23 protein-coding genes are annotated in these 26,117 nt (G+C 50.3%); 13 read left to right on the plus strand and 10 right to left on the minus strand.

What is annotated here, in order from left to right; all coding sequences use genetic code 11:
* The first annotated feature begins 97 nt into the window (after positions 1-97).
* A complete protein-coding gene (locus tag BZJ19_RS07995; protein WP_077675216.1) occupies positions 98-409 on the plus strand; it encodes a DUF134 domain-containing protein in 312 nt (103 codons plus the stop codon).
* On the opposite strand, the gene BZJ19_RS08000 is transcribed toward BZJ19_RS07995, so the two are convergent.
* Both BZJ19_RS08000 and BZJ19_RS08005 read right to left on the minus strand, forming a co-directional pair.
* Complete coding sequence (locus BZJ19_RS08000; RefSeq protein ID WP_077675217.1) at positions 402-1,319, minus strand: nucleotidyl transferase AbiEii/AbiGii toxin family protein; 918 nt, start codon at positions 1,317-1,319, stop codon at positions 402-404. The genes BZJ19_RS07995 and BZJ19_RS08000 overlap by 8 nt on opposite strands.
* Before the next feature lie 4 nt (positions 1,320-1,323).
* Positions 1,324-2,097 carry a type IV toxin-antitoxin system AbiEi family antitoxin gene (locus tag BZJ19_RS08005; protein ID WP_077675218.1) on the minus strand — a complete coding sequence of 258 codons (774 nt, stop codon included), beginning with the start codon at positions 2,095-2,097 and terminating at the stop codon, positions 1,324-1,326.
* A gap of 362 nt (positions 2,098-2,459) precedes the next feature.
* Between BZJ19_RS08005 and BZJ19_RS08010 the strand changes: the two genes are divergently transcribed.
* Together BZJ19_RS08010 and BZJ19_RS08015 are read left to right on the plus strand one after the other, a co-directional pair.
* Positions 2,460-2,969 carry a NifB/NifX family molybdenum-iron cluster-binding protein gene (locus tag BZJ19_RS08010; protein WP_157891168.1) on the plus strand — a complete coding sequence of 170 codons (510 nt, stop codon included), beginning with the start codon at positions 2,460-2,462 and terminating at the stop codon, positions 2,967-2,969.
* The gene (locus BZJ19_RS08015) at positions 2,962-3,381 is read left to right on the plus strand and encodes a PaaI family thioesterase (protein WP_077675220.1); all 420 of its coding nucleotides are present in this window, start codon (positions 2,962-2,964) and stop codon (positions 3,379-3,381) included. The genes BZJ19_RS08010 and BZJ19_RS08015 overlap by 8 nt, the downstream gene beginning before the upstream one ends.
* On the opposite strand, the gene BZJ19_RS08020 is transcribed toward BZJ19_RS08015, so the two are convergent.
* Genes BZJ19_RS08020 through BZJ19_RS08030 form a run of 3 tightly spaced genes read right to left on the minus strand, consistent with a single transcriptional unit; the run spans position 3,374 to position 8,168 of the window.
* The gene (locus BZJ19_RS08020; RefSeq protein WP_077675221.1) at positions 3,374-4,345 is read right to left on the minus strand and encodes an L-threonylcarbamoyladenylate synthase; all 972 of its coding nucleotides are present in this window, start codon (positions 4,343-4,345) and stop codon (positions 3,374-3,376) included. The genes BZJ19_RS08015 and BZJ19_RS08020 overlap by 8 nt on opposite strands.
* 8 nt (positions 4,346-4,353) lie before the next feature.
* Positions 4,354-6,801 (minus strand): DUF2309 domain-containing protein, encoded by a 2,448-nt coding sequence (locus BZJ19_RS08025; RefSeq protein WP_077675222.1) that lies wholly within the window; start codon positions 6,799-6,801, stop codon positions 4,354-4,356.
* Entirely contained in the window at positions 6,801-8,168 is a 1,368-nt protein-coding gene (locus BZJ19_RS08030) for an NADH-quinone oxidoreductase subunit L (protein WP_077675223.1), read from the minus strand. Before BZJ19_RS08030 ends, BZJ19_RS08025 begins: the two co-directional genes overlap by 1 nt.
* A 99-nt stretch (positions 8,169-8,267) precedes the next feature.
* On the opposite strand from BZJ19_RS08030, the gene BZJ19_RS08035 reads away from it, so the two are divergent.
* Complete coding sequence (locus tag BZJ19_RS08035) at positions 8,268-9,200, plus strand: LysR family transcriptional regulator (RefSeq protein WP_069589407.1); 933 nt, start codon at positions 8,268-8,270, stop codon at positions 9,198-9,200.
* On the opposite strand, the gene BZJ19_RS08040 is transcribed toward BZJ19_RS08035, so the two are convergent.
* Together BZJ19_RS08040 and BZJ19_RS08045 are read right to left on the minus strand one after the other, a co-directional pair.
* The gene (locus BZJ19_RS08040; protein WP_077640842.1) at positions 9,136-9,297 is read right to left on the minus strand and encodes a DUF2256 domain-containing protein; all 162 of its coding nucleotides are present in this window, start codon (positions 9,295-9,297) and stop codon (positions 9,136-9,138) included. The genes BZJ19_RS08035 and BZJ19_RS08040 overlap by 65 nt on opposite strands.
* A complete protein-coding gene (locus BZJ19_RS08045) occupies positions 9,287-10,861 on the minus strand; it encodes an FAD-binding domain-containing protein (protein WP_077675224.1) in 1,575 nt (524 codons plus the stop codon). The genes BZJ19_RS08040 and BZJ19_RS08045 overlap by 11 nt, the downstream gene beginning before the upstream one ends.
* 239 nt (positions 10,862-11,100) lie before the next feature.
* Here BZJ19_RS08045 and BZJ19_RS08050 point away from each other — a divergent pair, with 239 nt between their 5' ends.
* The 4 genes from BZJ19_RS08050 (at position 11,101) to BZJ19_RS08065 (ending at position 15,526) form a co-directional block, all read left to right on the plus strand.
* Complete coding sequence (locus BZJ19_RS08050) at positions 11,101-11,880, plus strand: ABC transporter ATP-binding protein (protein ID WP_077675225.1); 780 nt, start codon at positions 11,101-11,103, stop codon at positions 11,878-11,880.
* Entirely contained in the window at positions 11,877-12,740 is an 864-nt protein-coding gene (locus BZJ19_RS08055; RefSeq protein WP_077675226.1) for an iron-siderophore ABC transporter substrate-binding protein, read from the plus strand. Before BZJ19_RS08050 ends, BZJ19_RS08055 begins: the two co-directional genes overlap by 4 nt.
* The gene (fhuB, locus tag BZJ19_RS08060) at positions 12,737-14,704 is read left to right on the plus strand and encodes a Fe(3+)-hydroxamate ABC transporter permease FhuB (RefSeq protein ID WP_077675227.1); all 1,968 of its coding nucleotides are present in this window, start codon (positions 12,737-12,739) and stop codon (positions 14,702-14,704) included. Before BZJ19_RS08055 ends, fhuB begins: the two co-directional genes overlap by 4 nt.
* Positions 14,705-14,791: 87 nt before the next feature.
* A complete protein-coding gene (locus BZJ19_RS08065) occupies positions 14,792-15,526 on the plus strand; it encodes an SDR family NAD(P)-dependent oxidoreductase (protein WP_077675228.1) in 735 nt (244 codons plus the stop codon).
* A 17-nt stretch (positions 15,527-15,543) separates the two neighbouring features.
* Here the strand turns inward: BZJ19_RS08065 and BZJ19_RS08070 are convergent, their stop codons facing one another.
* Positions 15,544-15,849: a DUF6482 family protein gene (locus BZJ19_RS08070; RefSeq protein WP_077675229.1), complete on the minus strand. Its 306-nt coding sequence runs from the start codon at positions 15,847-15,849 to the stop codon at positions 15,544-15,546.
* A 221-nt stretch (positions 15,850-16,070) separates the two neighbouring features.
* Here BZJ19_RS08070 and phhA point away from each other — a divergent pair, with 221 nt between their 5' ends.
* Together phhA and BZJ19_RS08080 are read left to right on the plus strand one after the other, a co-directional pair.
* Positions 16,071-16,943, plus strand: a complete 873-nt coding sequence (phhA, locus tag BZJ19_RS08075) for a phenylalanine 4-monooxygenase (protein ID WP_077675230.1) — start codon at positions 16,071-16,073, stop codon at positions 16,941-16,943.
* Positions 16,936-17,277, plus strand: coding sequence for a 4a-hydroxytetrahydrobiopterin dehydratase (locus BZJ19_RS08080; protein WP_077675231.1), 342 nt, complete (start codon positions 16,936-16,938; stop codon positions 17,275-17,277). Before phhA ends, BZJ19_RS08080 begins: the two co-directional genes overlap by 8 nt.
* Before the next feature lie 180 nt (positions 17,278-17,457).
* Here BZJ19_RS08080 and BZJ19_RS08085 read toward each other — a convergent pair whose 3' ends face one another.
* Complete coding sequence (locus BZJ19_RS08085; protein ID WP_077675232.1) at positions 17,458-17,646, minus strand: restriction endonuclease subunit S domain-containing protein; 189 nt, start codon at positions 17,644-17,646, stop codon at positions 17,458-17,460.
* A gap of 113 nt (positions 17,647-17,759) precedes the next feature.
* Entirely contained in the window at positions 17,760-20,129 is a 2,370-nt protein-coding gene (locus BZJ19_RS08090) for a methyl-accepting chemotaxis protein (RefSeq protein WP_077675233.1), read from the minus strand.
* Positions 20,130-20,428: 299 nt separating this feature from the next.
* Here BZJ19_RS08090 and BZJ19_RS08095 point away from each other — a divergent pair, with 299 nt between their 5' ends.
* The 3 genes from BZJ19_RS08095 to BZJ19_RS08105 all read left to right on the plus strand — a co-directional run bounded on the left by BZJ19_RS08095 (position 20,429) and on the right by BZJ19_RS08105 (position 26,019).
* Positions 20,429-21,316, plus strand: coding sequence for a PhzF family phenazine biosynthesis protein (locus BZJ19_RS08095; protein ID WP_235608173.1), 888 nt, complete (start codon positions 20,429-20,431; stop codon positions 21,314-21,316).
* Positions 21,317-21,403: 87 nt separating this feature from the next.
* The gene (locus BZJ19_RS08100) at positions 21,404-22,612 is read left to right on the plus strand and encodes an EAL and HDOD domain-containing protein (RefSeq protein WP_077675235.1); all 1,209 of its coding nucleotides are present in this window, start codon (positions 21,404-21,406) and stop codon (positions 22,610-22,612) included.
* A gap of 2 nt (positions 22,613-22,614) precedes the next feature.
* The gene (locus tag BZJ19_RS08105) at positions 22,615-26,019 is read left to right on the plus strand and encodes a PAS domain-containing hybrid sensor histidine kinase/response regulator (protein ID WP_077675236.1); all 3,405 of its coding nucleotides are present in this window, start codon (positions 22,615-22,617) and stop codon (positions 26,017-26,019) included.
* The last annotated feature ends 98 nt before the right edge of the window (positions 26,020-26,117 follow it).

Here is a 26,117-nt window from a genome sequence, read left to right on the forward strand (position 1 = left end):
ACTGTCCATAGCAATAAATAGAAAAGGGATGTGCTGGCATCCCTTTTTGTTGGCATAAGCAAAAAACTCACTTAGCATAAGCAAAAAAGGAGACCCTATGCCGCGTCCTAAAATGCCCCGCCGTATCTGCGGGAAACCCCATACCAACTGTTTTAAACCCAACGCCATTCCACTCAGTGAGCTAGAGACGGTGACCATTGGTCTGGATGAGTTCGAAGCCATGCGTCTTGTTGATCATCAGGGTATGCAGCAACTGCAAGCGGCGGAAGTCATGGGCGTATCTCGTCAAACGTTAGCCAACCTAGTCAAACGCGCTCGCGCCAAAACCACCGCCTGCCTTGTAGAAGGTAAAGCCTTGGTGTTTGAGTCAGAAGAGTCGTGTTTTGCCGAGTTTATTAGGCTTACATAGGGCCTAATATTTTTTTAAGTTGATGATACGCGGCTGAATGTTTCTCGGCGTTCATTTTGGTGAGATTTTGCATTTTCCAACGGATGGCTGGTAACTGGTCAATTCCCGACAGCCCTAAAAGCGCCCAATCAGGGGTACGACTTTTGAAGGACAGTAAAAATGATCGCTCTCGAGGAGTCAAAGACGAGTTTATGATCCTCACCAGCTGCTCGCGAGTTGCTTCGAGTTCCGTCTGGCGAATGTCTTGATCGGCCATATTCCGAAACTCCCCTTCGTAAGCATCTGAAATGTCCTTGAAGTGTGGGTTGAGTAGCTCGGCAATCGGACGTGGGTGGCTAATGATATAAACCAATAAGGCTTTGCGAAGATCATTGGTGAGTCCCTCGTTATCAAGTAGTTGCTTGACGTCGAAAAGGTCTCTTGGATGCTGACGATCCAGTGCTGCACATATTTTGCCCGCGTATAAATCGGCAAAACTTACTACTGATATTTCTGCAAAACCAAACTCATCTTCAACAGCCTCACTGACGGGGATGACTCGGGGGTTGTAAACCGTACCGCGTAGCACAGGGGATAGCTCAATTTTGATTTGTATGTTATCTCGCTCCACCAATAAACGAAGAGCATCTGGTTTAGTCTGGTAGGCGCTGATAACACGCGTATTGTCGATATTGGTTGTGATCGTGGAGGCCAAGGTATCTAGGTTGCTCTTGATGGTCCGTAGTGCTTCATTCCGCTCCATCATGGGCAGAAAAACCAAGTCGATATCAACTGAAAGTCGGGGAAAGTCACGAACGAACAAATTGATAGCGGTCCCACCTTTGAGAGCGAAACAATCGTGTTTGGCGACAAAAGGAATAACCCTGAGTAGTAACTGCACTTGTCGGTAGTAATGACTTTGTCTATCCATACTTTCACATATCCTTTGGCACCGTTATTTGCCACGTTGGCTCTAGCTTGCCGCCTTTAGCGATCAGTCTTTTACCAGAGCCCAGTGTATATTTTTCTGGTGTGAGATGCTTAAGCCAAGCGTGTTTATGTCTTCCTGCCAGCCAGAAAAAGAGGCGCTTTGCTTTGATATTGCTACAGGCTTTTAGCAAGGCATTCAGCTTACGAGGCGATAGGTTGTGTAATCCTTGCATAAGTTGGTCAGCATGTTCAAAGCTGATGGTATTGGGCACTATAGCTAAAAGCTCCAAAATGGCTTTCTCTGGACAGGAATAATGTAATGAAGGAAGAGACGCTTGCCAGCTATCTTGCCTCAGGTACTGGTTGTCTTGCATCAGCGTCTCTGCCCATAGGCGACGAGTGCCATGCCACTCAAATTGTGCTGGCGCATCGATTCTAGCCAGCCATCTAGGCAGCATTTCAGCAGAATAGAGGTGAACCTTGGGTTTGTTTCCTTTGGACAGGTAATGGCCAAGTCCTTCCAGCTCTAACGCGGTAAGGCCCCCAACATGGATAGGGGTATGGGTCATACATTGCAATGAAGCAACGATGCCTTTCCAAGATAGTCTCGCTTCTTGCCTTATGTATACACCGGCTGCAAGAGGGACTAGCGTTTGGTTTCGTATCGCATTATCTAGAAAGTGCAGATTAAGTCCTTGTGCTTCTAGCCATGACTTAGTGGCAACCATATCCAGGGGCAGTAGTTTCTGTAGTTGTTCTCTCGCTTCAGTGTTCAGCATGAGTCATTCCACACTGGTTTATAAAAAATAAAATACACGTTAATTATTGACGTATATTTTTAGTTTTTCAAACTTTTTTCGGTTTGTAGTTTGAATAGTCATATTTTCACGTCAATGATTGCCGTGAAAATAGGTATTTTTAAACCAATGCTTCCATTTAGTTATTGTCATTCATTATGCGACTTAGCAAGGATGAGCGAGTGTTCGAAAAAGCATTTTGTCGCACGGCGTTGCAGCTTGATGCGAATACTCTCGATGTCTTGACGCAACTTTCCTCATTTTTCTCTCACAGAATAGYTTGCATATGCCACAAATCAAGCGTATTTTTGGCATATGCTATTTATATAAAGAGAGAACGGAAGATGACAATTGTTATTGCGATGATCCAAGACCGCCCGGCGGGGCATTTTATGAAGGCCGAACACTTTGCGCTGTTTGACGACGATGGCCAAGCACTCGCTCAATTCGCCAACCCACGTGTAACAGAAGGTTGCGGTGCCAAAAACGCCTTGATAGCGATGCTGAAAGCTAACCAAGTAACACGTGTGGTGACCCGTCATATTGGCGAGCATGCGTTAGCGGGATTACTTGATGCTGGCTTACATGTGTATCAGTTAACCAATGGTCGTCTAAATCCCACTCAGTGGCTGTCGCCTGCGTACTGGCAACCGCTTACGGATGCGAGTCAAGGGCGGCCGGCGTTGCAGCAAATGAAGCAGCAATCCCAACTACGGAAAGGAGCGTGTCGTGCTGATCGAATGTGCGGGTGTGGTTCTAAACGCAGTGGGTTAGGTTCTGCGTATCGCGGATGTGGCAAGCGGCAAGGTAAAGACGGTCGCGATAGTGGACAGGGTTGCGGTTGCCATGGCTGAATTACGTGTGATGCCGCCACGGTCGCATCATCAGTGTGTGGCTTGCAGTGACAACGGGCTATTCAACCTTAAATTTTATCAAGACGATAATAACGCCGTGACCGCAAGCGTATGGTTAGAAAGCGCTTGGCAAGGGTATCAAGATCAGCTGCACGGTGGGGTAATCGCTACGCTTATTGATGCGGCGTTGACCCATTGTACCTTCCTGTTTGCCCCGCAAAGTGTGACAGCGTCACTTAATGTTCGCTATCACCATCCAGTGCCCATTGCGGTTGAGGCTGAGATACGTGCTTGGTGTGTAAAAGCGAAACACGGAATGAGTCAGTTGGAGGCAACGCTTACCGTTGCAGACACTGTGTGTGCCAGCGCAACGGCAAGCTTTATGCGAATGCGTGCGTCAAAAACTAGCTGACGGCGCGGCGCAGGCGATCATGCACCGCAAGCCACGCTTCGCCATGAGGGGGCTGGGCGAGCCAGATTTCATCGACGCCCAGTTGGTCGGCTTGGGCGAGTTGGTGATATAACGCTTGCCCATAGCGTGCGGCGTCATCTGGCATAGCAATGCAGACCAGATCATCCCGTGTCGGGGCTTCGCCAAAGTGAAGCAAGGCCGCGCGTTTTTCAGGCTGGGGCGCGGGGAGATCAGACAAGTCCGCAGCCACCATCTGCAACCGGGTGTTGGGTTGGTAATGGCTTCCCACATTGCCGGGCACCACGGTGTCGTGCTGCTCGGGGGCGTCGACCGTTTCACCCAGCACGGCGCTCAGCTCGCTGGCGGTGATTGGACCGGCGCGAAGTACACGAAAAGGACGCTTAGTAAGATCGACAATGGTCGACTCCAGCCCATGCTGGCAAGGGCCGCCATCAATCACTGCGGCTATTTTTCCGCCTAAACCATGCATCACTTGCTCTGCCGTGGTGGGGCTGAGCTTTTTATACGGGTTCGCTGACGGGGCGGCAACGGCAAGTTGGTGAGTGGTAAGCAGGTCCAATAACACAGGTTGCGCGGGCACGCGAAGCCCAATGGTATCTAATCCACCCGTGACTACCGGTGAAACATGCTCGGCTCGTGGCAGCAGCAGCGTCATCGGCCCTGGCCAAAAGGCATTCGCCAGCTTATATGCTTCATCCGGGATCTGCATTGCCCACTCGGTGATCGATGCGACGTCACCGAGATGAACAATCAAAGGATGATTGGCGGGTCGCCCTTTGGCGGTAAAAATACCCGCGACGGCGTCTGGATTGCTGGCATCCGCTGCCAAGCCGTACACGGTTTCTGTGGGCACCGCGACTTGTTCGCCGGCTTTCAGCAGCTCGGCGGCTTGTGTTAGATCCGTTGAACACTGCGCTGAGAGAAGTTGCGTTTTCAACGACATGCTCCGTTTTATTTTGCTACGTTCAGGTGATACCACTGACCCGAGCGATCGCGTTGCCAAACTGCACCCTGCGCATCAATTTGCATTAAGTACAGCCAGCCGTGATTCGCCAGCGCGGCTATATCGTCATGGCGTGCAAGTATACTATCAATTGCCTCCCGAGGGGCAGCGATAAATACGCTTAATCGCACTGGCTGATGGCGATATCGACGACCATCGTGCACGGATTGATGCGATAAGCCGATTCGTAAGTCGCCACCATTCCCTTCAAACACCCCAATGTGGCCACCTACGATGTTGTGTAGCAGTTTGTTTCCGCTGCCGAATTTTTCCGGTGCGGTGACGGAAGCAAAGTACTGCAGATTGATCCAATTGGTCACCACCATGGGCGCAGTGAGGATGGTTTCAAGCTGACTAAAGTCACGGTCTTTATGCATGTCGTAGTCGTGTAAAAAGCTGCGACCTTGCAAATTAATCTGTCGAGACAGGGTGCGCGGGCCCACGATTAACGCGGCGTTGTCACACAGTCCCCACTCAGGACGCATTTGTGCCCAGTCTTTGGCCCGTGTAGCAAAGAATCGTTTGAGTTTAGATGGCTGGGTTGGTGTTTGATCAAACTGGTTGGCGCGGGTTGCACGTGCTTGTTCGCTCGCAGCGGCCAGCCAAGTTTGCCACTCGGCATGCTCGGGGGCGTGAAAGACATCCAGTGCGTCGGTGGTGGTGTTGTGCATGGCGGCATAAAAACGGGTACTGGCGGGAATCGTCACGCCTTGCTTTGCCATGGCATCACGTACGTCGGCATCGTTAAGAAGCTGTGCAAGTACGCGGACATTTACCTCGCCGGTTTGTCCACCGCAAGCACCACAGTCAAGCCCTGCTGCATGAGGGTTGTTACAGGTTTCACTGCCGTGACCCACCAACAAGACGGCATCGGCCAGTTGATCAGCAATGCCCATTGCCCGCAAGATACCAGCGCCTAGCTCCGCCTTTTCTACTGCGCTTAACGGTGTATTGTCACGGGTGAGCGCCCAATCACTGTCAGTATGGCTGAGTCGATTTAGCGGGTTTTCGGTGCCAGAAATGCGTAATGCGCGTTTTAATAGGCTCACTAGCTTCAGCATGCCACCGGCTTCGACCATGCCTAAGTTGGCGGCGGGCGCATCGAGGCTACGCTGCCAGCCGAGCTTGGTCATTCGTAACCAGCGTTCGGGGGTAGCATGGGTTTGTGAGGCGGTGACCGCCGGTGCCAGTAAGCCGGGCAGTTGCGGGCGGTGAATATGACTATCCGTGGGCTGATAGGCGATCGGCAAGCCAAAAAAGCCAGCAAAGCCAAGAGTTTGAATCCGATCGGATTGTGCTTCTAACGCGCGACGCATCGGTTCAGAGCGTACATCGATACAAAACACAGCTTGCAACATGGGTGAGGTGGCGAGGGTGTCGACACTGGCCTGCGCGGACAAGGCGTGTGCCCAAGGGCGCTGCTGACTAATTTCTAGCGCTTGTTGCCAAATCCACAGTGGTGCGAGCTGTTGTTGTGCTTGGTGATACCAATGGCGCACATTCACCGCTTGATGGTGCATGGACTGACGAATGCTTGTCCACGCTGTTTCACGGTGTTTGGCAAGCCAACGTGCCAGCACTGTATCCCATGCGAGTAAAATCGCGAAGAGGCCCATGCCATGATCTTGTTGTTCACTGTCACTGAGCTGTTGCTGCCAATCTAACCAAGCCTGCCAGCTTGCCCAACCTGATAAACCATGCATCAGCGCGTGGCAATAGGCCAAGTTACCGTCTTGGTCGTGAAGGATCGGTTGCCAAAAGGTGGCCGCTTCAGCGATAAGTGCATCCATTTGAGTGGGCAGTGCGGCGAAATCGGCAAGCAAATCCACGCCAGTGAGGGTTTTAATGCCTTTATCTTGGCTCACCACATCCAACCAGCATTGATAAAGGTGCTCACCGCCTTGGCCTTGGGCATCAAAGCGCTGTGGGTATTGGTGATAAAGCGCGAGAAACTGGCTCACTTGCTGCTGGATTTCTTGCTGCCACGATAAGCCTTCTTGCGCTTCTCGAGTGCGGTCACACAACTCAGCCAGTGGTTTCCAACGCGGGAGGTCACTGCTATGGCTACGCAGCGCACGCAGACAATCACTGACCGTCAATGCGCTGCCAGAGGTTGAGATGGCCTCGGCAAGATGTGCCTCACTAATGGGCGATTGCCAATGCGACAGATAGTACGCCGACGGCATTAGCGGACAGTGCCCGCTTAACACCGCTTGTTCGGCAAAGACTTGCTCAATGGGGGTAAAGCGTTGCGGCCACCATGGGTTCACTGCAATCATTTGATCCAACGGCCAGCTTGGCGCAATTGCTGCGACTGCTTGCTGGGTGGCATCGCGAAAATCGCTCACATCGACGGACTCAGGGTGTGCAGATACGTTGGGCGTTTTCGCAATCATTAACGCGTCTCCTTATGCGGTTGCCATTGGGTCGTTTGTAGTTGGATTAAAGAAGCACTCGGCCACCATTTGAGTGTTAGGCGCGTCGCCCATTCATCAAGGTAAGCCCCGGCGTTCAGCCAAATAAACAGGCGGTTGACCCACGCTTTGTGAGGCCAGTACTGGACCGCCAATGACAGAGCAAATAGCGCGATAAACAGCACCAGCGCAAAGGCATCGGCAAATAAATAGGTGGCATTTCCGCCCGCGACAAACACAATCAAGCTATGTTTAATGGCGGCGTAAAGCCCGAGCAGGCCAAGGGCAAACATGCTACTGAGCAGCACGCGTGTCGGGCGAGCAGCGCCTGGGCGGGTAAAGGCCGGTAATAGCAGCATGGTCATCGCCATCCATAGCAACCAACCGGCTGCCAAACTATTTAAAATACCAACACTTAGATGCACGGCGACAATCAAACCGGCGGCGGTGGCCATCGCGGCAAGCCAATGGCAGCGACGCGGAACTGAGGCGTCAGCCAGTTGGGTGGCGAGCCAATGATTCACGCCATTGCCGCTGTTGAGGAAAGAAAACGCCTTGTAGAAAGAGTGCGCCAGCAAGTGCAGCAGTGCCAACTCGTAAAGACCTAGGGCGATTTCGACTAACATCAGACCCATTTGTGCGACGGTCGACCACGCCAGTTTTACCTTAATGCTCACGCGTGTCAGGCTCACCAGTCCCGCCACCAGCGTACTGATGCCTGCGATAACCAGCAGGGCAAGGCTGGCACTGGGGCTTGCCGCGAGCACTGGCGCGAATAGCATCAATAAAATCCCGCCAAGATTCACAATACCGGCGTGCAATAAGGCAGAGACAGGCGTTGGCGCTTCCACCACTTGAATCAACCAGCCGTGCAAGGGCAGTTGAGCGCACTTGATAATCGCCACGCCCACCAACATAAAGGCGGCGATGCTTACAGTCAGCGTGTGAGGCTGCTGGCTGATTTGAAACATCAATTGGTCAATCTGTGCGGTTTGGTAGTGGAAAAACAACAGTAAAAATGCGCCACCGAGTAGCAATTCGCTAAAGCGGGCGAGCAGCATTTTTTTGTGTGCCGCGAGTTGGGCGCGAGGCCGATGCGGATAGAAAAGAATTAAGCGACCCAATGAGAGGCTAACTGCCACCCAAGCGAGCCAAAACAGCAACAGGTGATTACTGACTAAARCCAGCAAGACTGCCGACAAGGTGAGCAGTAAGGATGAAAGAAAACGGTGTTTGTCGGCTTCGCCCGCAAACGCAGTGGCACTGTATCGCCATATAACACCGCCAAGAAGAGCAACCAGAGCGAGCAGCACCAGTTTGAGCGGAGTGACGAGAAATAGGGATAACATGACTTACCTCACAGCAATAGTTATGCGAACCATTGTGAAAACTTACTACAGTTAAGTAAAATACATAATAAATCACTTTTCATTCTGTTTTAGAGAACGATGAGCCGACTCAACTACCATCATTTGTATTATTTCTGGCAGGTGGCGCGCCACGGAAACCTGACTCAGACCGCCCGTCAGCTGCATATCTCGCAGTCGGCGCTGTCGTCGCAAATCAAACAGCTTGAACAGGCGATGCAGGTGCAATTGTTTGAGCGGCAAGGTCGTACATTGACGTTGACCGAAAGTGGCTATCAAGCGATGAACTATGCCGAAGAGATATTCCGACAGGGGGAAGAGTTAGAGCAGTTGCTATCCAGCGGCGGGGCGCTGTCCAGTGCCACGATTCGCATTGGCACCTTATCGACCATGTCGCGGAACTTTATCGAGCAGTTTATTCAGCCACTGGTCAATCAACGGGAGTGCCGTTATGTGTTGCAGTCGATGGATCAAACCGGCTTGCTTCATGCGCTGTCTGATCACCAGTTGGATCTGGCGCTAACCAATATCGCGGTGCGTGGCACCAATAAACAAATTTGGCAGTATCAGCAACTGGCACGCCAGCCCGTAGCCGTGATTGGTTGGCCGGGTAAAGCCTTGTCGCCCACCTTAGATGCCAGCTACCAGCACCAAGCGTGGGTGTTGCCTTATGGCGATAACCCGATTCGCTCGGGGTTTGATGCTATCTCTGCGCAGTATCAACTTAAGCCTTACATCATGGCAGAAGCTAATGATATGGCGATGCTGCGCCTATTAACCCGAGACAATGACGCGTTGGCGGTGATGCCTGAAGTGGTGGTTCGCGATGAGCTAGATAGCGGCATGCTCACCCGCTACGCCTTACTGCCGAGTGTGTATGAGCCCTTCTATGCGGTATCGATTAAACGTCAGTGGGTACACCCGAAATTGAATTCGCTTTTAGATGCGTTCAGTGCGTCGCCGCTCGCGCATGGCGACGACCTTCGCGACGGCAACGGTCAGAGCAATACCTAACGTCGTCCCAACAGCGCGCCCACTTTTTACGCCACGTAAAGGGGCGTTCGCACGTCAAACATACCTTGGTGGGAAGGTGCGGCTTTTTATGCGCCATCTGGGTTGCCTCCAGGGGATTGAGTGGCAGGTAAACGTGATTTTTTAGTGCGCTTGTCTGCGTGCCCCGGGCTTTTTCGTTGTTCAGGGCTATGTGTTTGCTCAGGGCTGTTTGGACGCACATGGGTGGCGAGGATCCGTGCTTTTTCGATACGAACCGCGTCTTGTTGACGAAACGACCATAAAATATCACGCGCACGTTTGCCGGTTTGTTCGATATCGACAATAGGTTTCGGGTAGTCTTCACCAAGCACCACCCCATACATCATCGCTTCCATATCGGTCATATGCCACGGGGTATGGATCAAACTGTCGGGCAAAGGAGAGAGCTCAGGTAACCATTCACGAATAAATGCCCCTTCCGGATCTTGCTCTTGCGATTGTTTCACTGGGTTATAAATGCGCAGGGTATTGGCGCCCGTCACGCCAGCCTGCATTTGAAATTGGGGGTAATGAATACCGGGCTCAAAATCGAGAAATAGCTGCGCCAAATGATGCACACCACGCCGCCAATCAATCAGTAGATGGTGGGTTAAAAAACTGACCAGCATCGCCCGCATACGAAAGTTGATATAACCAGTGGCGTGTAGGCAACGCATACAGGCATCGACGAGCGGATAACCGGTATGACCTTGTTGCCATGCGAGCAGATGCGCATCGCTCTGCGGGCCGTTCGCGTACTCAAAATGTAAGTAGCCTCGATTAACGGGGCGATGCTCCATGTGGTGCTCGCTTTCAAATTTCTGCATAAAATGACAGTGCCAATGTAAACGCGACACCATAGCGACCAGCGCACGCCGCCAACCCTTTTTCTGCCAATGGAGGAGGGTAATTTGATACATCTCGCGCAAGCTGATGTTACCCCAAGCAAGATAGGGCGACAGTCGGGTACAGCTTTTGCGGCTGGCGAGCGGTTTAGAGATGTGGCGCTGATAAGTTTGCCCACGCTCGCGGAAAAAAGATTGCAAGGTTTTATACGCCCAACTCGGCCCGCCGGGCTGAAAGCGTGGCGCGGGAGAGTCCCACTTGTGGTGACCGAGCGCGGGTAGCGTAAGTGATGTGTCTGGCCAGCGCGCTTGTTGCCAATCCGGATCGGCAAGAGAGGCACGCATCACTTTTTGCCACTCTGCGTCCCAATCAACCCGACTTTTCGCGCCGCGGATCACCGCCCCAGTGGGATATTCATGCCAAGGGATCTGATGGCTTGCTAGCCATTTCGCCACCGCTTTATCTCGAGAAAATGTCGCGTCGACGCCAATTTCTTGATGGCTGTACACCGCGCCAATTGCCTGCTGCTGGTGGATGGCGTCGAAAACGGCGAGTGCGTCACCTTGGCAAATGGTGACCTGCCCGCCAAGCGGCGCCAGCTGCTGATTAAGATCGCACAGCGACTGCCAGACAAATCGCCAGTGGCGCTCGCTATGGTGCGGATCGTTAAGCAGCAATGGCTCAAACAGGTACAAAATCACTAAGGGACGCCCCGCGGCAATGGCAGCTTGTAAAGGGGCATGATCCCGCAGGCGTAAATCGCGTTTTAGCCATACAAGGCTGATGGGCGCGGACATAGGGCTCTCGACAGTCGTAACAACAAACTTTTATTCACCCTTGGCGGTACGAGGCTGAATGACGCTTGGATCCCTAATAGGGACTTGGTTGAGGTCTAATTTCTCTCATTAACAAGCGCTAAGCGTACAAAGCGAAATCAAAATGGTTTGCATTTGCTTTTTAAGCATCGGAAAATTAGCGCTCTCAGAGATAACGGGCAAGTGCCACGCGCTTGTGTTTGCAGAAGTAGGATCGGGATATGTTAGAGGCAAAGGACGTTGCGTTTGCCGTCAACGGAAAAGTGTTACTCGATAAGGTGAGCTTGTCGTTTACGCCGGGAAAAATTTGTGCGTTAGTCGGACACAATGGGTCGGGCAAGTCGACGTTGATAAAGCTGTTAGCGCAGCAACAGACAACCAGCAGCGGGCAGATCGCATTAGACCAAAAGCCCTTATCAAAATGGTCGGAAAAAGCCTTTGCGCGCGAGGTGGCGTATTTGCCACAGCATTTACCGGCAACCGATAACTTAACCGGGTACGAGTTGGTCAGTTTTGGTCGCTATCCTTGGCATGGCTTGCTGGGGAGGTTGACCAAAGCCGATCACCAAGCGATCAACGAGGCAATGGCGCTCACTGGTACTCAGGATTATGCCGAGCGCTTGGTCGATACCTTATCGGGCGGCGAGCGCCAACGGTTGTGGATTGCGATGCTGCTGGCACAGCAAACGCGTTACTTACTGCTCGATGAGCCGCTATCTGCACTGGATGTGGCCCACCAAGTTGAGGTGATGACCTTGGTGCGTAAACTTAGCCGAGAGCTGGATAAGTCCATCATTATTGTGGTGCACGACATTAATATGGCAGCGCGTTTTTGTGATGAGATTGTCGCGCTGCACAGCGGGCAAGTTCTGACTCAAGGCGCGGTTAGCGATGTGTTTCAAGAGTCGGCCCTCAAATCGATTTATGGCATTGAAATGCCGATTGCCGATCATACCGCCGGCTATGCGGTTGCTATGCCGGGGGAGTTATCGCCGGTATGATCAAGTCCTCTTTTTTGACGCTTGTGGTCTGGCTGACCGCGGCCATGATGTCAGCGAGCGTCAGCGCATCGCCTCGTATTCTTTCGCTGGATTGGACCCAAACTGAAACCTTGTTGGCCTTAGGGGTGACGCCCGTCGCGGTCGCGCAAAAGGCGGATTACAATTCGTGGGTGAAAGCCCCGCCCATTCCAGAAAAAACCGTCGATATTGGGCTTCGCACCCAGCCCAACATGGAGCGTTTGGCCGAGCTTCACCCCGATAAAATTCTGATCTCGCCCATTTTTAAGGCAATGAAGCCCAAGCTAAGCACCATTGCGCCGGTCAGCTCAATTCCTCTGTATGAAAGCGGCCTAAGCTGGGCGTCGCTCAAAACCGTGACGCGGCAAATTGCACGTGAGGCCAACCGTCCTGAGGCCGGTGAAACCCTGATTGCTAATGCGAAACAGCAGTTAGCGAGCCTGCGCGATACTATTCCCGTCGAACAGCCACCGCTGTTAATGATCCAGTTTCTGGATGCCAATCATGTGCGGGTGTTCGGGACGAACAGCTTGTATCACGCCGCTATCAGTGAATTGGGGCTCAGCAACGCGTGGCAAAATACCACCAACAGTTGGGGGTTTAGCATGGTCTCCACCCGCGAGCTGCTAGACCTTGATGCGCAACTAGTGATTGTGCGCCCACTCCCCGCGGGCGTCGAGCAAACTCTTCAGACCAATATGTTTTGGCAATATTTGGTTAAACGTACGGGTCATACGCCATTGATGATTGATCCGGTATGGAGCTTTGGCGCGATTCCGTCGGCGTTACGTTTTGCCCGCCTTGTGACCGCGGCATTGATCGAGCAAGGAGGGCAGTCATGAAACTGAACCTATTATGGGTGCCCTTGGCATTACTGGCGGCATTGTTGAGCCTCGCCTCCACTCAGTTGGGGCAGTGGAATGTGAATGCATCTATGCTCTGGCAGTCGCTGTGGTCGCTGGATGACAGTGCGTCGATTGGGGTGGTGATGCATTTAACCTGGTGGCCACGCTTGGTCACCGCATTGTTGGCAGGGGCGTGTTTGGGGCTGGCCGGTACCTTGATGCAACAGGTATTGCGTAACCCCTTGGCCTCGCCCTCGACGCTGGGGGTGGCGAATGGTGCCAGCTTGGCGCTGATGCTAGCTACGCTTTATGCCCCTTGGCTACTGATTTGGTCGAGCGCGATGGTGGCGATGTCTGGCGGAGTGCTGACCATGCTGGTGGTGTTTGCGCTGGCATGGCGACGCGGTCTATCGCCCACCGTAGTGGTGATCGCGGGTTTGATTTTAAACCTCTACTGCGGCGCGCTCAGCACCGTGCTGCTGTTGATGAATCAAGAAGCGCTACACGGCATGATGGTGTGGGGCGCGGGCTCGATGGTGCAAACCGACTGGCACAGTGTGCAAGCCTTATTGCCACGTGTTGGATTGGCGGTCGTGTTGATCCTTGCCTTGTTAAAGCCGCTCAACGTCCTAAGCCTTTCAGATGAAGGAGCAAAAAGCTTGGGCGTATCACTGGCTAAAATCCGTGTGATTGCACTGGGACTATCGGTACTGCTGACCGCGTGGGTGGTCAGCTTAATTGGCGTGATTGGCTTTGTCGGTCTAGCCGCGCCCGCGATTGCGCGCTTATGTGGCGCTCGTAAGCTCATCACCCGATTGAGCCTAGCGATGATTTTAGGCGCCTTGATGTTGGCCGCCACCGATTTGGCTGTCCAACTGTTACCGGGCCGCCGGGCAATGATGGTGCCCACCGGCGCCGCCACGGCAGCGTTGGGAGCGCCTCTTCTTTTGTGGTTGTTACCACGGGTGTCACTGGGGAATCGTCAACGCCAACAGATGCATGCCGGGGCGCCCACGCCACGTCAGTATTGGCCGTTAGGCCGAACGCTGATGTTACTGGTGTTGGGTGTGGGGATTTTTGCTACCGTATCGCGTCAAAGTGAGGGCTGGCAGTGGCTGGCGCTCAGTGGCGATTGGTCTTTGTTGGAATGGCGCTTGCCACGGTTGCTGGCCGCGGCATTGGCGGGTGGTGTGCTTGCTGTTGCCGGTGCCGTGCTTCAGCGTTTAAGTGCTAACCCGATGGCGAGCCCTGAAGTTATGGGGATCAGTGCCGGTACGGCGCTGGGACTGATTGTCACTATTTTTGCTGGCATGGGCGCATCTATGCTGAGCTTATATGTCGGTGGTCTAATCGGTGCGGGGGCAACCTTGGCGTTGATTGTGCTGCTTAATCGCAAAACTGGCTTTCAGCCAGAAAAGGTGTTGCTCACTGGCGTCGCCATAGCCGCACTGATGCAAGCGGTACAAAGCTTCTTGATGGCAGGTGGCGATCCTCGCGCGTATCAAGTGCTCGCGTGGATTTCAGGTTCAACCTACTATGTGACTGACAGTACGGTGACCACACTGGCCTTGGTTGCTGCCGTGCTGGTGGCGCTAGGATTAATGTGCCAGCGTTGGCTCGATATTTTGCCGCTCGGTGGTGAAACGGCTCAATCGTTGGGGGTTAAGGTTGGACGTGCTCGCATGCTGTTGCTGGCCCTCGTTGCGGTCATGACCGTCAGTGCCACCTTGGTGGTGGGGCCGCTCAGTTTTGTCGGCTTAATGGCCCCGCACATTGCGCGTAGCTGGGGGGCGAAAAATGCCCGGGCGCATATGGTCACCGCCGGGTTGATTGGCATGGGATTGATGCTGTTTGCCGATTGGCTCGGACGACAATGGTTGTATCCGCAAGAAATGCCGGCTGGGATCATTGCTTCGTTGATAGGGGGGCTATACCTAATGATCGTGCTACGTAAGCTATAGTTTTAACGCACGGTGATCGACAGGATCGCCTCATCCCTAACTAAAGAGATGCAGTTTGCATCTCTTTTTGTTTGAGGAGCCAAGAGAATGAACAGTGATTCCATGCAGCGCGTGGCGGTTGTCGGCGCAGGTGGCGCGATTGGTGAAGCTTTTTGCCGCGCATTGCTCGACAAACCATCCATTCAGCAAGTCTTTGCGTTGGGGCGCCATCCCGCACCACTTGCTGAGATAAGTGAAAAGGTGGTGCCTGTGACGGTGAATATTCGCGATGAAGCATCAATACAAGCGGCGGCCGAGCACATCGACGACAACAGCTTAGATGCGGTGATCATTGCCTCGGGCATGCTTCATGATGATGCGGTCAGCCCAGAAAAGCGGCTCGCGGCGTGCAGTAGTGAGGCCATGCATCAGCTCTTTGACGTCAACGCCGTCGCGCCGCTGCTATTGAGCAAGCACCTCGCGCCCAAATTGAAACGCAACGCCGAGGCCAAGCTTGCCATCTTGTCGGCGCGCGTGGGCAGTATCAGTGATAACCGTGCGGGCGGTTGGTACGCCTATCGCGCAAGTAAAGCGGCGGTGAACATGCTGATCAAATGCATGAGCATTGAGCTTGGCCGTCAAGACAAATCATTAACCGTGGTCGGTCTGCATCCGGGGACGGTCGATAGCCATTTATCCGCGCCATTCCAAGCCAATGTTAAGCCCGGCAAGTTATTCAGCCCGGCCCAATCGGCTGGCTATTTGTTGTCGGTGTTGGATGGCCTCGACAGTCGTCACACCGGCCGATTGTTTGCGTGGGACGGGGAAGAAATTGCCCCGTAGGTTGGGGCATTGTTGAGTTATTTCCAATGCAATGGCTGCTCTAGGGACGACAATGGTTTTTCCGTGCCAAGCCCTATCATTTCATCATATGCCGTGTCAGTGACTAGCACGTATTGCGCGGCATTAACCCATTCAAAATCATCTTTCACTGCCAGCAAACTGCGAGATAAATAGGGCTTATCGCCGTGGTAAATCAGCTTCTGCTCTACCGCATCGCCGTGACGCAAAAACGCAATGGCTTGATATAACATGCCATCAATGCCACGGATCTGAATCTTGTCAATGTTGTCGTAATTTATCAGTTCGCTCAGTTGTAAATTCATCACTCGTCCTTGCAGTTAGGTATTTTTAAGATACTACGAGCCATGCAAGCACGCGGATCCCTCGAGGGTGAAGCATTGGCTAAAGCAGCAGCCTTTCGGATGTGCAATGTAAAATAAATGTTACGCAAAGGTAAAATTAAAACCGCAGTGAGGAGATGATTTTCTCTGCAAAGTCGACGTAATCTGTGAGTAACGGAGACATTGCGTAAGGCTAAGGGCCGCTGTTTACGCGCGATTTTTACGCCAGACAACGACACAAGGCGGTGAACGTGAAACAGAGTAAATACGAATCCAAACCAGTTGATGAGCTGGGTCGTGTAGCCTGGTCGGCACAAGAAAACGATGTATGGCGCCAGCTAGTTACACGGCAGCTTGCATGTATCAAAGATAAAGCTTGTCAGGAATATCTCGACGGGTTGCGAATGCTGGATTTGCCGCATGATACGGTGCCACAGATTCCAGATGTGAATGCCGTGTTAATGCGAGAAACCGGTTGGCAAGTGGCTCCTGTGCCTGCATTGATCGATTTTGACCATTTTTTCGCCTTGCTGGCGGATAAGAAATTCCCTGCGGCGACCTTTTTGCGCACCAAAGACGATTTCGATTACCTGCAAGAGCCGGATTACTTTCACGAGATCTTCGGTCACTGTGCGATGCTGACTCACCCAGCATTCGCTGAGTTTACCCATATGTACGGCCAGCTCGGTAAGCAAGCCACGCCCAAAGAGCGCGTTTATCTTGCACGCTTATATTGGTTTACGGTCGAGTTTGGTTTGCTCAGTGACTCGCAAGGCAACCGTAGTATTTATGGCGGCGGGATCTTGTCTTCGCCGGCGGAGACTGAGTACGCCTTTAATAGCGACAAAGCGGTACGTAAGCCTTTAGAAGTGATAGATGTCATGCGCACGCCATATAGGATTGACATCATGCAACCCATTTACTTTACCATTGAGTCGATTGACGATTTATTTGCCATCAGTCAACGTGATTTGATTGCTGATGTGCAGCAAGCGATGGAACTGGGCCTTCACGCGCCTTTGTTCCCGCCCAAACCGAAAAAGACAGAACAGCAAAAGGAAACGCAACATGTCTGAACTAACTGAGTTGAAATGTGAAGCCTGTAATATCGATGCCCCTTTGGTTAGCGCTGAGGAAATGCCGACGCTGCTTAAAGACATTCCGCAGTGGCGTAAAGTGACGCGAGATGGGATTGATCAGCTCGAACGTGAGTTCACCTTCCGTAACTTTAAGTTGGCGTGGGCATTTGCCAACCAAGTGGCTGAGCTGGCCGAGCAAGAAGGACACCATCCCGGTATCTTACTGGAGTGGGGGAAAGTGACCGTGACGTGGTGGTCGCATAAGATTAAAGGCCTGCACAAAAATGATTTTATCTGTGCGGCGAAAACCGACGGCATTGCCCCTGAGTAAACCAAAAAAAAGCCCCGAGTTTGAGCTCGGGGCGGATCAGTGTCGATAATCTTCTTTCTATCCTAGCCTCGCAAGTGTCAACCCTGCGCCGCTAATGTCATTCATTATCATCTCTCGGCATCTTCTTCGTAGAAGTAAGATAAATTTAAAAAGTGACGCGGTCACGTTTTCGTTTTGTTCTTACTCTTCTTCGTCGCTTGTGTCTTTTTGCTTAACGGCAAAATACTGCGCGAGAATTTCGTCAGTGAGCTCACCTTTCTCCTCAAAGGCTTTGAGTTTTGCCACAATCGCTTTTTGTTCGTCGAGTGATGGCAAGGTCTCCGGCTCATGCTCGGGTGCGTCATCGGCAATATGCTGTAAAGGGTCCATAAGTTTACATCTCATACGGTATTAAAAAGTTTACTGACAAGCCTACCATATTCGTCCGAAAATCGCGTCGCTTGCTAAGAGCATCTCCGTTAACATCAAACCGAGGCGTTATTTTATTGGTTTTCATCAAAACGCATTTTTGTTCGTCGTGCGGTCGAGAACTCGGCATTGGTTACTTTGAAATTACCGGCGATGTGTCTGAGTTTTTCTTCCATTTTGTTAATGTCATCGCTTAGACCTGCACACATATCAATGGCACGACGCGTTGACTCAAACCTATCATCCATTACGGTAAAGTTATCGCTGACGCCAGAGAGAACGTTTACCTGTTGGTTAATCGCTGAGTCAATTTGCGCTACATGCGCATCGATTGCAGTCATTGCATGCGCAATATCTTCGAGGCTAGATTCTGTTTCGGTCACACTCAAGGCGCATGCACGTGTCGATGTTTGTCCTTTTTCCATCGCTGAGGACAGGTGATGCGTACTGGCGACAATATTGTTGACCATCTCCGTCACATCGGATGTTGATCGTGTTGTTTTTGAAGCTAAGTTTCGAACTTCATCGGCAACGACAGCAAAACCGCGTCCCATTTCCCCAGCGCGTGCCGCTTCGATAGATGCATTCAAGGCGAGTAGGTTAGTTTGCTCTGCGATATCGCTAATCACATCAACGACCTTTTTAATATCTTCTGCGTGTTGTTTTAGTTCATCGACCGCAGAGGAAACATCGTCAATTTCTCCTTCCAACTCTCGCATCACCGTCACCGTATCGCTGACGGCTTTCCGCCCATCTTTGACTTCTGTTGCTGCATGCTCTGTGGCGGATTTGATGTTGGTGAGTTCACTTTCAACGGTATGACTGGTTTCGAGTGATAACGTTAAACTGTTGCGTACTTCATCGGATTGCGATTGTGTGTCGGTCGCGTGACGAGTCAGTATGCCATTGATTTCCTGAACATCTTCAGATATCGGTTTTAACCGAGCAATGGCGCTTAATAAGTTGGAGAAGGTGCTATCCAAGTACTCGATAAAATAGTTAAAACCTGCAGACAGGGTTGAGAGCTCATTCGAACCTGAGGACTCGAGACGATAACGCAGATCTCCACTCCCAGACGATAGATCGTGCACCGTACCGACCATTTTGCGTAGCGGTGATGTAACCGCTTTAGCCATTAACCAGCTAACCAGGACACTTGCTAGTAATGCCAAGATCAGCATCACGGATAATGTTGAGTAGGTTTGGTTTTTGAGTGATTGCGCCAGCAGCATGGCTTCGCTTTCATCAATTTCGCTCAACAGTACCCAGTTTAACCCTTGAATATTCAAAGGCTGATAGGCGGAAAATACTGGAACACCGCGATAGTCATCGAAGAGGGAAAATCCAGTGTCTCCAGCGAGCGCAGCTTGCGTTCCTGGCGTGTTTACCGGCTGTAAGCCGATGGTCGTATTACGAGCGCGGATTTCGTCTATGGTCTCTTTCGCCACACCAGATAGTGCCAGTTGTTCAAAATAGTTGCTGGGGTCGGCTATTAAGAATCGACCATCTGAGCGCATGAGGTTATCACTACCTACCAAATAGGTTTCACCACTCTCCCCAAAACCGGTTTTCTTCCAATTTTGTTTGTGTGTCGTGATTGCGTTCATGGCATCAATGGGCATTTGAAAAATTAGTACGCCGCTGACTGAACCGTCATCTCGGGTTATGGGAGTGCCAATAAAAGCCGCAGCGGCATCATATGAAGGCAAGTAAGAAGCAAAGTCACTTAACACTGTTTCACCCGACGCCAGCACTCGTTTATAAATCTCGGCAATACCCGTATTACTGTAAGGGCCTGAGGTGAGTGATGTCGCAAAATCCAGCTCTTTATAGACTGAGTAAACGATGTGACCGTTATAAGGTTCTACGAGGAAAATATCGTAAAAGCCAAACTGGTTTAAAAACGCTTTGATGATGGGGTGATACTTGGCGTGCACATTGTCATAGTCGGTATCGTTTGGAGAACGATTCAAGTTGTCTTTGCTACCAAGGGGGGATGGATTATCACCAATATACAGTGTTTGAAAGTAGCGAGCCGGTGGCGATAGACCACTAAGCATGCTGTTTAATGGTGGGCTCTCGCCTGCGTTTTGATTTCGATACTGACTGGCAAATTCGTTATTGTAGTAAGACTCTAGTGATGAAGATACTGTAGTGGAGTGTGTTTGAAATGTTGTTGAAAATGCGACGCTAAAATCTTGCATCGCTTGCCGATACATCAAATTGTTAGCGTTTGATTCGACTTGACGACGAATGATGCTGAAGTAGCTTTCTAGCTGTTGTGCTATTTGGTTTCGGCTAGCCGTGAGTTGACTTTCAATCCGCTTAGTCAGCAATGATTTGGATTCATTAACGGTGAGAAAGCCTAATGTCAGTGCACTGACCACAACAAAAGTGATCACTAAAGATGTTGTTCCAATCAATAACTTTGACTGCAGCTTCACGGCCTATCCTCCACCTAGTTCTTTGTTCTAGTAAAAGATTAGACCGGAACGGCACCTTCATCGCGATTTTATACATATTTAGTGTGTTGACCCACACGAAAAGGGTAACAATATTGAATCAGACACAGCTAATAGTTTGATTTATTTACCGTCTGTCTTGGCATACGGAACAAGTTTTTATTGTCATACTTTAGTATAAGCGCATAGGATGGAAGGAGCACAAGGCGTGCAGGGTGTCGCGTTAATCGACGCTAGCCTTTAAATGGAAACCCGCACACAGCGGCTATCGCGAGGAAGCAATGATGGACAGATTTGTTGAGTTCTATCACCTAAATGCATTCGTTGCACAAGGGCAGGGAGGGAATCCCGCCGGTGTTGTTAGGCATGCAGATGTGCTGGATGATGCACAAATGCAGGCGATTGCAACAGACTTCGGCTATCCAGAAACGGCATTTATTTGTCATAGCGAGCATGCTGATGTCAGATTGCGGTTCTTTACCCCGACTAATGAGGTCGCGTTTTGTGGTCACGCCACTGTGGCAACATTTTCTGCGCTTTGGCAGTTGGGTGAACTTGAAGCTGGCGATTATACGCAAGAAACCGGGGCAGGCGTCCTGCAAGTGTCCATCTTAGATTCGGGAAAAGTTAACTTTGAAACGGCAATTCCAGTTATCAGTGACGGGCCGAATGAAAAGGTGATTGCCGATGCGTTTCACATAGACAGTAAAGATATCCTATCGACGGGATTACCTGTCAAAGTCGTCTCCGCGGGTGGACCCAATATCATTTTGCCGCTTGCGTCCCTCGATGCACTTGCTCGGATGTCACAAGACAGAGAGGCGGTTATTGCGCTGACGGAGGCGTACGATTGCATTGGGGTGCATGCGTTTGCTTTGTCTCCCCACGAGTCGGATATCACTGCGTGTTGTCGAAACTTTGCACCTGCGGTCGGAGTGGATGAAGAGGCGGCTACTGGAAGTGCTGCTGCCGCCTTAGCGGCGTACTTGACTGAGTATCAGGGCACACATAATCGATTTGTTTTTGAGCAGGGTGAGCATATTGGGGCGCGATCGCTACTGTCTGCCGTGGTCAAAGTTGATGCGCAAGGCCATAATCGCGCTTGGGTGGGTGGCGAAGCAAATACCCTAGCACGGCGTGGCTATCGGTTAGATGCGATTAGCGCTTAACTTACTCAGTTCAATCAGAAAAAATCATCAGGGTTGGCGCGATTAGTCTACGTTTATTAAAGGGATCTAATTTCGGGGGTTAACATCGTGAGTGAAACCTTCTTTTCGTGTCAGCCAATTTTTGATGACCGACAGCAGCACTGGGGAAGCGAGCTGCTTTTTCGTGAAGGTCTAGAAAACAAGTTTCCGTCAATTGACGAAGACACTGCCACATCAAGAATACTGAGTGCTAATTTCCTGTCTGGTAATGAATTAGACGACCAGTTACGTTACGTGGTGAGCTTTTCCGAAACCGCACTACTTGACGAGTTACCTTTATCCATGCCGGTGTCACGTTTGGTGATCTGCATTAGTGAGAAAACCCGTCCCTCCCCCTTACTACTGAACAAGCTTAGAGCCTACAAAAAGGCGGGTTTTATGTTACTGGCATCCAGCTCGGTCTTTTCTAACCAATGGTTAGAACATATTAATCTGTTTAATTTAATCAGTGTCGATATGGATCGTGACGATCCGATGCGCTGGGTAGGAACCATCTCTGATTATCCTGATATCCGCTTTTTAATTCGAAAAGTAGAGAAGCAAGAAGAGTTTACGCTGGCGCAGCAATTTGGTTTTAGCTTGTTTCAAGGTTATTWTTTTGAGCAGCCGAAAATCCGGCGTCAAAGTGATGTTGCGCCGTCAGTCATCAACCTGTTGGATGCCTGTATTATCATCAACCGAAGTCCCTATGACATTGACGAAATCACGGACGTTATATCGCGTGATGTGTCCCTGCTTTATAAGGTGGTCACCAGCGCCAATGTATTGGCCAAGTCCAAGAAAAAAAGCATCACTAATCCCAAACAAGCGGTGGTTTATCTCGGTTTAGAGTCATTACGCCGTTTAATTTCTCTCCTCATCATGTCCAATATGAATCATCAGGAGTGTTTACATTTGCAAAACGCTGCCATTTTGCGCGCAATTTTTATGCAACAAACTGCACCCATGTTGAAAGGACTCGATGCTGATGAAGGTTTTCTGGTTGGTGCTTTTTCTTTTTTAGATGCCATGTTGGGTTGTCCGATGGAAGATGTGGTGGGTCACTTGGATCTGAGCCAAGAAGCTAAGCAAGCTTTACTGGCACAAAATGGCTACTACGGTGCTTTACTGGAAGTATGCAAGAATATCGAGCATGCCAATTGGAATTGGGTGTCGAAAACTTGCGAAAAACTGAAATTGAAAGAACGTGTCGTGTTGAAAGCGTTTGAGAAAGCGCGCGAGCAAACGCAAACACTCGCCGCAACCATGCAGGTATAAGTATGAATCGAGTGGGAATGCGCTTAGCTATCGTTTTGATTGTGTTGGCAACACTGCTGCTAGGTGGATTTGGCTATTATAACTATCACGTTGCGAAATCGCGCTTAGAGTCGGATATGAATCAGGACTTGACGTCCWTCAGTCAGCGACTCAAACAGCGCCTGCCCACATTGATGTGGAATTATGATTTTGAGAATGTCCAAAATGATCTCGATAGCGAGATGGGATCGCGATACGTCCATCGATTAGAACTGGTTGATGTGAATGGACAGTTCCGTTACGTCACAGACTCAAAAGGGACGCGGGCAGACTCTGAACTGAGTCAATTGACCATTCCTCTTGAATACGATGATCGCAGCCGTTCGGTAAAAGTCGGCGATCTGATCATTTATCGTGATAGCAGGTATATCGATAAAGAGCTCAACACTGAGATATTACGTACGACGACGCAAATTATCTTGCTGAACTTGCTGGTGGGATTCTTTATTTGGAAATATGCCAAGCAAATCAGCCGAGCCGAGCAGAGCCGCGCGTACCTCGATACCGTTATTCATAGCTATACCGATGCACTCTTGGTGCTGGGGGACAAACATTCCATTATTACCATCAACGACTCGGCAAAGCGGCTGTTTGAGTTGGAGTCCGTCCCTGATGAAGCCATTACATTATCGGCCATTGTGTCAAGAGTTAAGCCCAACTCGCGCGCTTATTTTTCACAGGCACTTTACGATTTGAATGGCAAGACCAATCGCTCTTATGAAATAGAAACTGAGAGCGGAGAGCGAGTGGTGCAGGTGAAATCCACCCCCATCAAAGACGAAGATCCACGCGCACTGAATGTCGCTATTATTCGCGACATCACCGAGCAACACCTTGATAAACAAAAAGTCTCTAAAGGGGCAGAGTTATTCTCCGCCATGAAGAGCTTACAAGATAAATTTTTGATTCGAGAGGATTTTAGTAAAAGTTTCCATGATGTCCTTAAAATCTTGCTGCGTATCGGTGAGAGTAATCATGGCATTATCGTCGAAGTGGGAGGCAATGATGAACCTGAGCAAATGGGTTTACCTTATAATGTGCTTGCCCAAACTCGCCTGATTCAAAACGGTTACGTAGGCGACGAGTTTGTTCGTAATTTGTTGGTTGAAATTATTGAAACCAAACAAAGTAAACGTAGCCTGCAAATGGCGGGTGTCGCGGGTAACAACCAAAAAATGATCATTAATGTTTTGGGGTTACCGCTATACATGTCTAACCAACTCGTCGGCGTGGTCTGTTTGTTCGATGAATCAACCACCTATGATGACGAGTTGCAAAGCTGGATCGATCCGATCTTGTCGAGTTTGAGTTCAATGATTCACTTTGTTCAGCAGAAAAACCTGAACGATATGATCTCTAAAGAGATGGCGAGAGCGAAAGAGCAGGCGGAACGCGCCAATGAATCAAAGACCAATTTCCTGGCGATGATGAGTCATGAGATTCGCACACCGATGAATGGCATTGTAGGGATGTCGAACTTATTAATTGAGACGCCACTGACGCAACAGCAGCGCTATTTCGTCGATACCTTACAACATTCCTCTACCGCGCTACTAAACATCATCAACGATGTGCTCGATTTGACCAAAATCGAGGCCGGTAAAATGACGCTCTCAAAGCAAGTACTCAATGTGGCCGATCTTGTACATGAATCCCTAAGCATCTTTACCGCTAAAGCGGCCGAAAAACAATTGCGACTCCATTGTTTTATTGATCCTCGTATGCCGTGTGATATTGAACTCGATGCCGTTCGCTATAAACAAGTGATTATCAACTTAGTTGGGAATGCGGTGAAGTTTACGAAACAAGGGCATATTTACGTACGCTTGTTTCAAACACAAGATGGCGAAGCCACGAACCTTGTTATGGAAGTGGAAGATACGGGGATTGGGATCCCAGAAGATCGCCATGAGGCTATCTTTGAAAACTTTACTCAGGTGGATAACTCGTATTCGCGCTCTTATCAAGGGACAGGTTTGGGCCTACCGGTATGTCGTAAATTGCTGCGATTGATGGATGGCGATATCACTATTCATAGCGAAGAAAACAAAGGCACGACGTTTGTGTCTACTGTGCCTATCACCTTTACCGACTCACCACATACACTCTTCGATGGTTATGAACTGAGTGCAGAAGAAAAAGCGCAGCGGGTTTGTTTGGTCTCAGAAGATAATTTGCTCACCACAACATTGGCAGCATATCTCGATCGCCTGTCTGTCTCGTTTATCACTGTTGCTGAGGGGRCGCAAGTTGATACGCGAGATAGCGAACARYTAACCTTRATGATTGATCAAGAYAAGATGCAGAGCTGTCAGCATCTGGTGGGCAAAGTCGCTAAAAGTATCGCCGTTAGTCACAATGGCCATCACGACACCGGTATGCAGACGTTGACATGCCCAATTAATTACAGCGAGTTGTATCGGGTATTGACCTCGAATGAGACGGAGCTTGATGACAATCTTGCGACCGTTGGGCAGTACGACAATATTCGTTTTGATTTAAATGTTCTGGTTGCGGAGGACCACTTAGTCAACCAAGATTTAATTGATATCATTCTTGCCAAACTGGGATGTAAGCGCACGCTGGCTGAAAATGGCAAAGAAGCGCTTGAACTGCATAAAAAAGCACCTTTTGATATGATCTTAATGGATTGCCAAATGCCTGAAATGGATGGCTTTGAGGCAACGCGCCGTATTCGTGAGTTTGATAAGCATACACCGATTATTGCCGTGACCGCTAATGCGCTATCGGGTGACGCGGAGCGTTGCTTGGATGCAGGCATGAATGGGCACTTAGCCAAACCTTTTAGCAAAGATCAGTTAATTGAGTTGCTGATTCTCTATTCCAGCAACGATGCGGTCCATTATGACGATCCGCATGACACCGATGATGGGCTGGACTTGGCGGATCTAGATGAAAACACGTTGACGGCAGGTAAACACACCAGCGAGTCAGACACAGACATAAATACAGATATTGAACCTGACCCCGATCATCATGTGAATGGAGCGGCAACCATGGTATCCAATGATCCTCCCGTCGATATTGCTCATGTCAAAGAACAGGTGGGCGATAGCATGGATCTGGTGAAAATGATCCTTGATAAGTACGTAAACAATCAGACCAATGACTTAGAAAAAATGGAAACGGCGTTTAATGAGCAAGATGTTGCTGCTGTTAAGAAGCTCGCTCATAAGATGAAAGGCGCCGCGGCGATGATTGGGGCAAACACACTCTCAGGTATTTGTTTAGAACTTGAAAAGTCATCGTCGGAAGACACTGAAACACTCAAAGCGTACTTACCGACAATTCGTGAACATACCCAAGCTATTGTTGAACAGGTCGCTGGCCTACCGGAAACATCTTGATACATCTCGTCACGCTCGTTAGCATGGGTGTGGTGTCAACTTAGATTAAAAATTAAAGACCAATCAAACACCTAGTGCTTGACCCTAACGTCGAGTGC

This window comes from Salinivibrio proteolyticus (assembly GCF_001996165.1).
Lineage (GTDB): Bacteria > Pseudomonadota > Gammaproteobacteria > Enterobacterales > Vibrionaceae > Salinivibrio > Salinivibrio proteolyticus.

Excerpts from the sequence above, each read along its gene's own strand:
- BZJ19_RS08010 (WP_157891168.1), top strand. The coding sequence starts at position 2,460 with ATGACAATTGTTATTGCGATGATCCAAGACCGCCCGGCGGGGCATTTT.
- BZJ19_RS08005 (WP_077675218.1), bottom strand. The coding sequence starts at position 2,097 with ATGCTGAACACTGAAGCGAGAGAACAACTACAGAAACTACTGCCCCTG.
- BZJ19_RS08065 (WP_077675228.1), top strand. The coding sequence starts at position 14,792 with ATGAACAGTGATTCCATGCAGCGCGTGGCGGTTGTCGGCGCAGGTGGC.
- BZJ19_RS08055 (WP_077675226.1), top strand. The coding sequence starts at position 11,877 with ATGATCAAGTCCTCTTTTTTGACGCTTGTGGTCTGGCTGACCGCGGCC.
- BZJ19_RS08070 (WP_077675229.1), bottom strand. The coding sequence starts at position 15,849 with ATGAATTTACAACTGAGCGAACTGATAAATTACGACAACATTGACAAG.
- BZJ19_RS08035 (WP_069589407.1), top strand. The coding sequence starts at position 8,268 with ATGAGCCGACTCAACTACCATCATTTGTATTATTTCTGGCAGGTGGCG.
- BZJ19_RS08080 (WP_077675231.1), top strand. The coding sequence starts at position 16,936 with ATGTCTGAACTAACTGAGTTGAAATGTGAAGCCTGTAATATCGATGCC.
- BZJ19_RS08000 (WP_077675217.1), bottom strand. The coding sequence starts at position 1,319 with ATGGATAGACAAAGTCATTACTACCGACAAGTGCAGTTACTACTCAGG.
- BZJ19_RS08025 (WP_077675222.1), bottom strand. The coding sequence starts at position 6,801 with ATGATTGCGAAAACGCCCAACGTATCTGCACACCCTGAGTCCGTCGAT.
- BZJ19_RS08050 (WP_077675225.1), top strand. The coding sequence starts at position 11,101 with ATGTTAGAGGCAAAGGACGTTGCGTTTGCCGTCAACGGAAAAGTGTTA.
- BZJ19_RS08040 (WP_077640842.1), bottom strand. The coding sequence starts at position 9,297 with ATGGCGCATAAAAAGCCGCACCTTCCCACCAAGGTATGTTTGACGTGC.
- fhuB (WP_077675227.1), top strand. The coding sequence starts at position 12,737 with ATGAAACTGAACCTATTATGGGTGCCCTTGGCATTACTGGCGGCATTG.
- BZJ19_RS08045 (WP_077675224.1), bottom strand. The coding sequence starts at position 10,861 with ATGTCCGCGCCCATCAGCCTTGTATGGCTAAAACGCGATTTACGCCTG.
- BZJ19_RS08020 (WP_077675221.1), bottom strand. The coding sequence starts at position 4,345 with ATGTCGTTGAAAACGCAACTTCTCTCAGCGCAGTGTTCAACGGATCTA.
- BZJ19_RS07995 (WP_077675216.1), top strand. The coding sequence starts at position 98 with ATGCCGCGTCCTAAAATGCCCCGCCGTATCTGCGGGAAACCCCATACC.
- BZJ19_RS08015 (WP_077675220.1), top strand. The coding sequence starts at position 2,962 with ATGGCTGAATTACGTGTGATGCCGCCACGGTCGCATCATCAGTGTGTG.
- BZJ19_RS08095 (WP_235608173.1), top strand. The coding sequence starts at position 20,429 with ATGATGGACAGATTTGTTGAGTTCTATCACCTAAATGCATTCGTTGCA.
- BZJ19_RS08085 (WP_077675232.1), bottom strand. The coding sequence starts at position 17,646 with ATGGACCCTTTACAGCATATTGCCGATGACGCACCCGAGCATGAGCCG.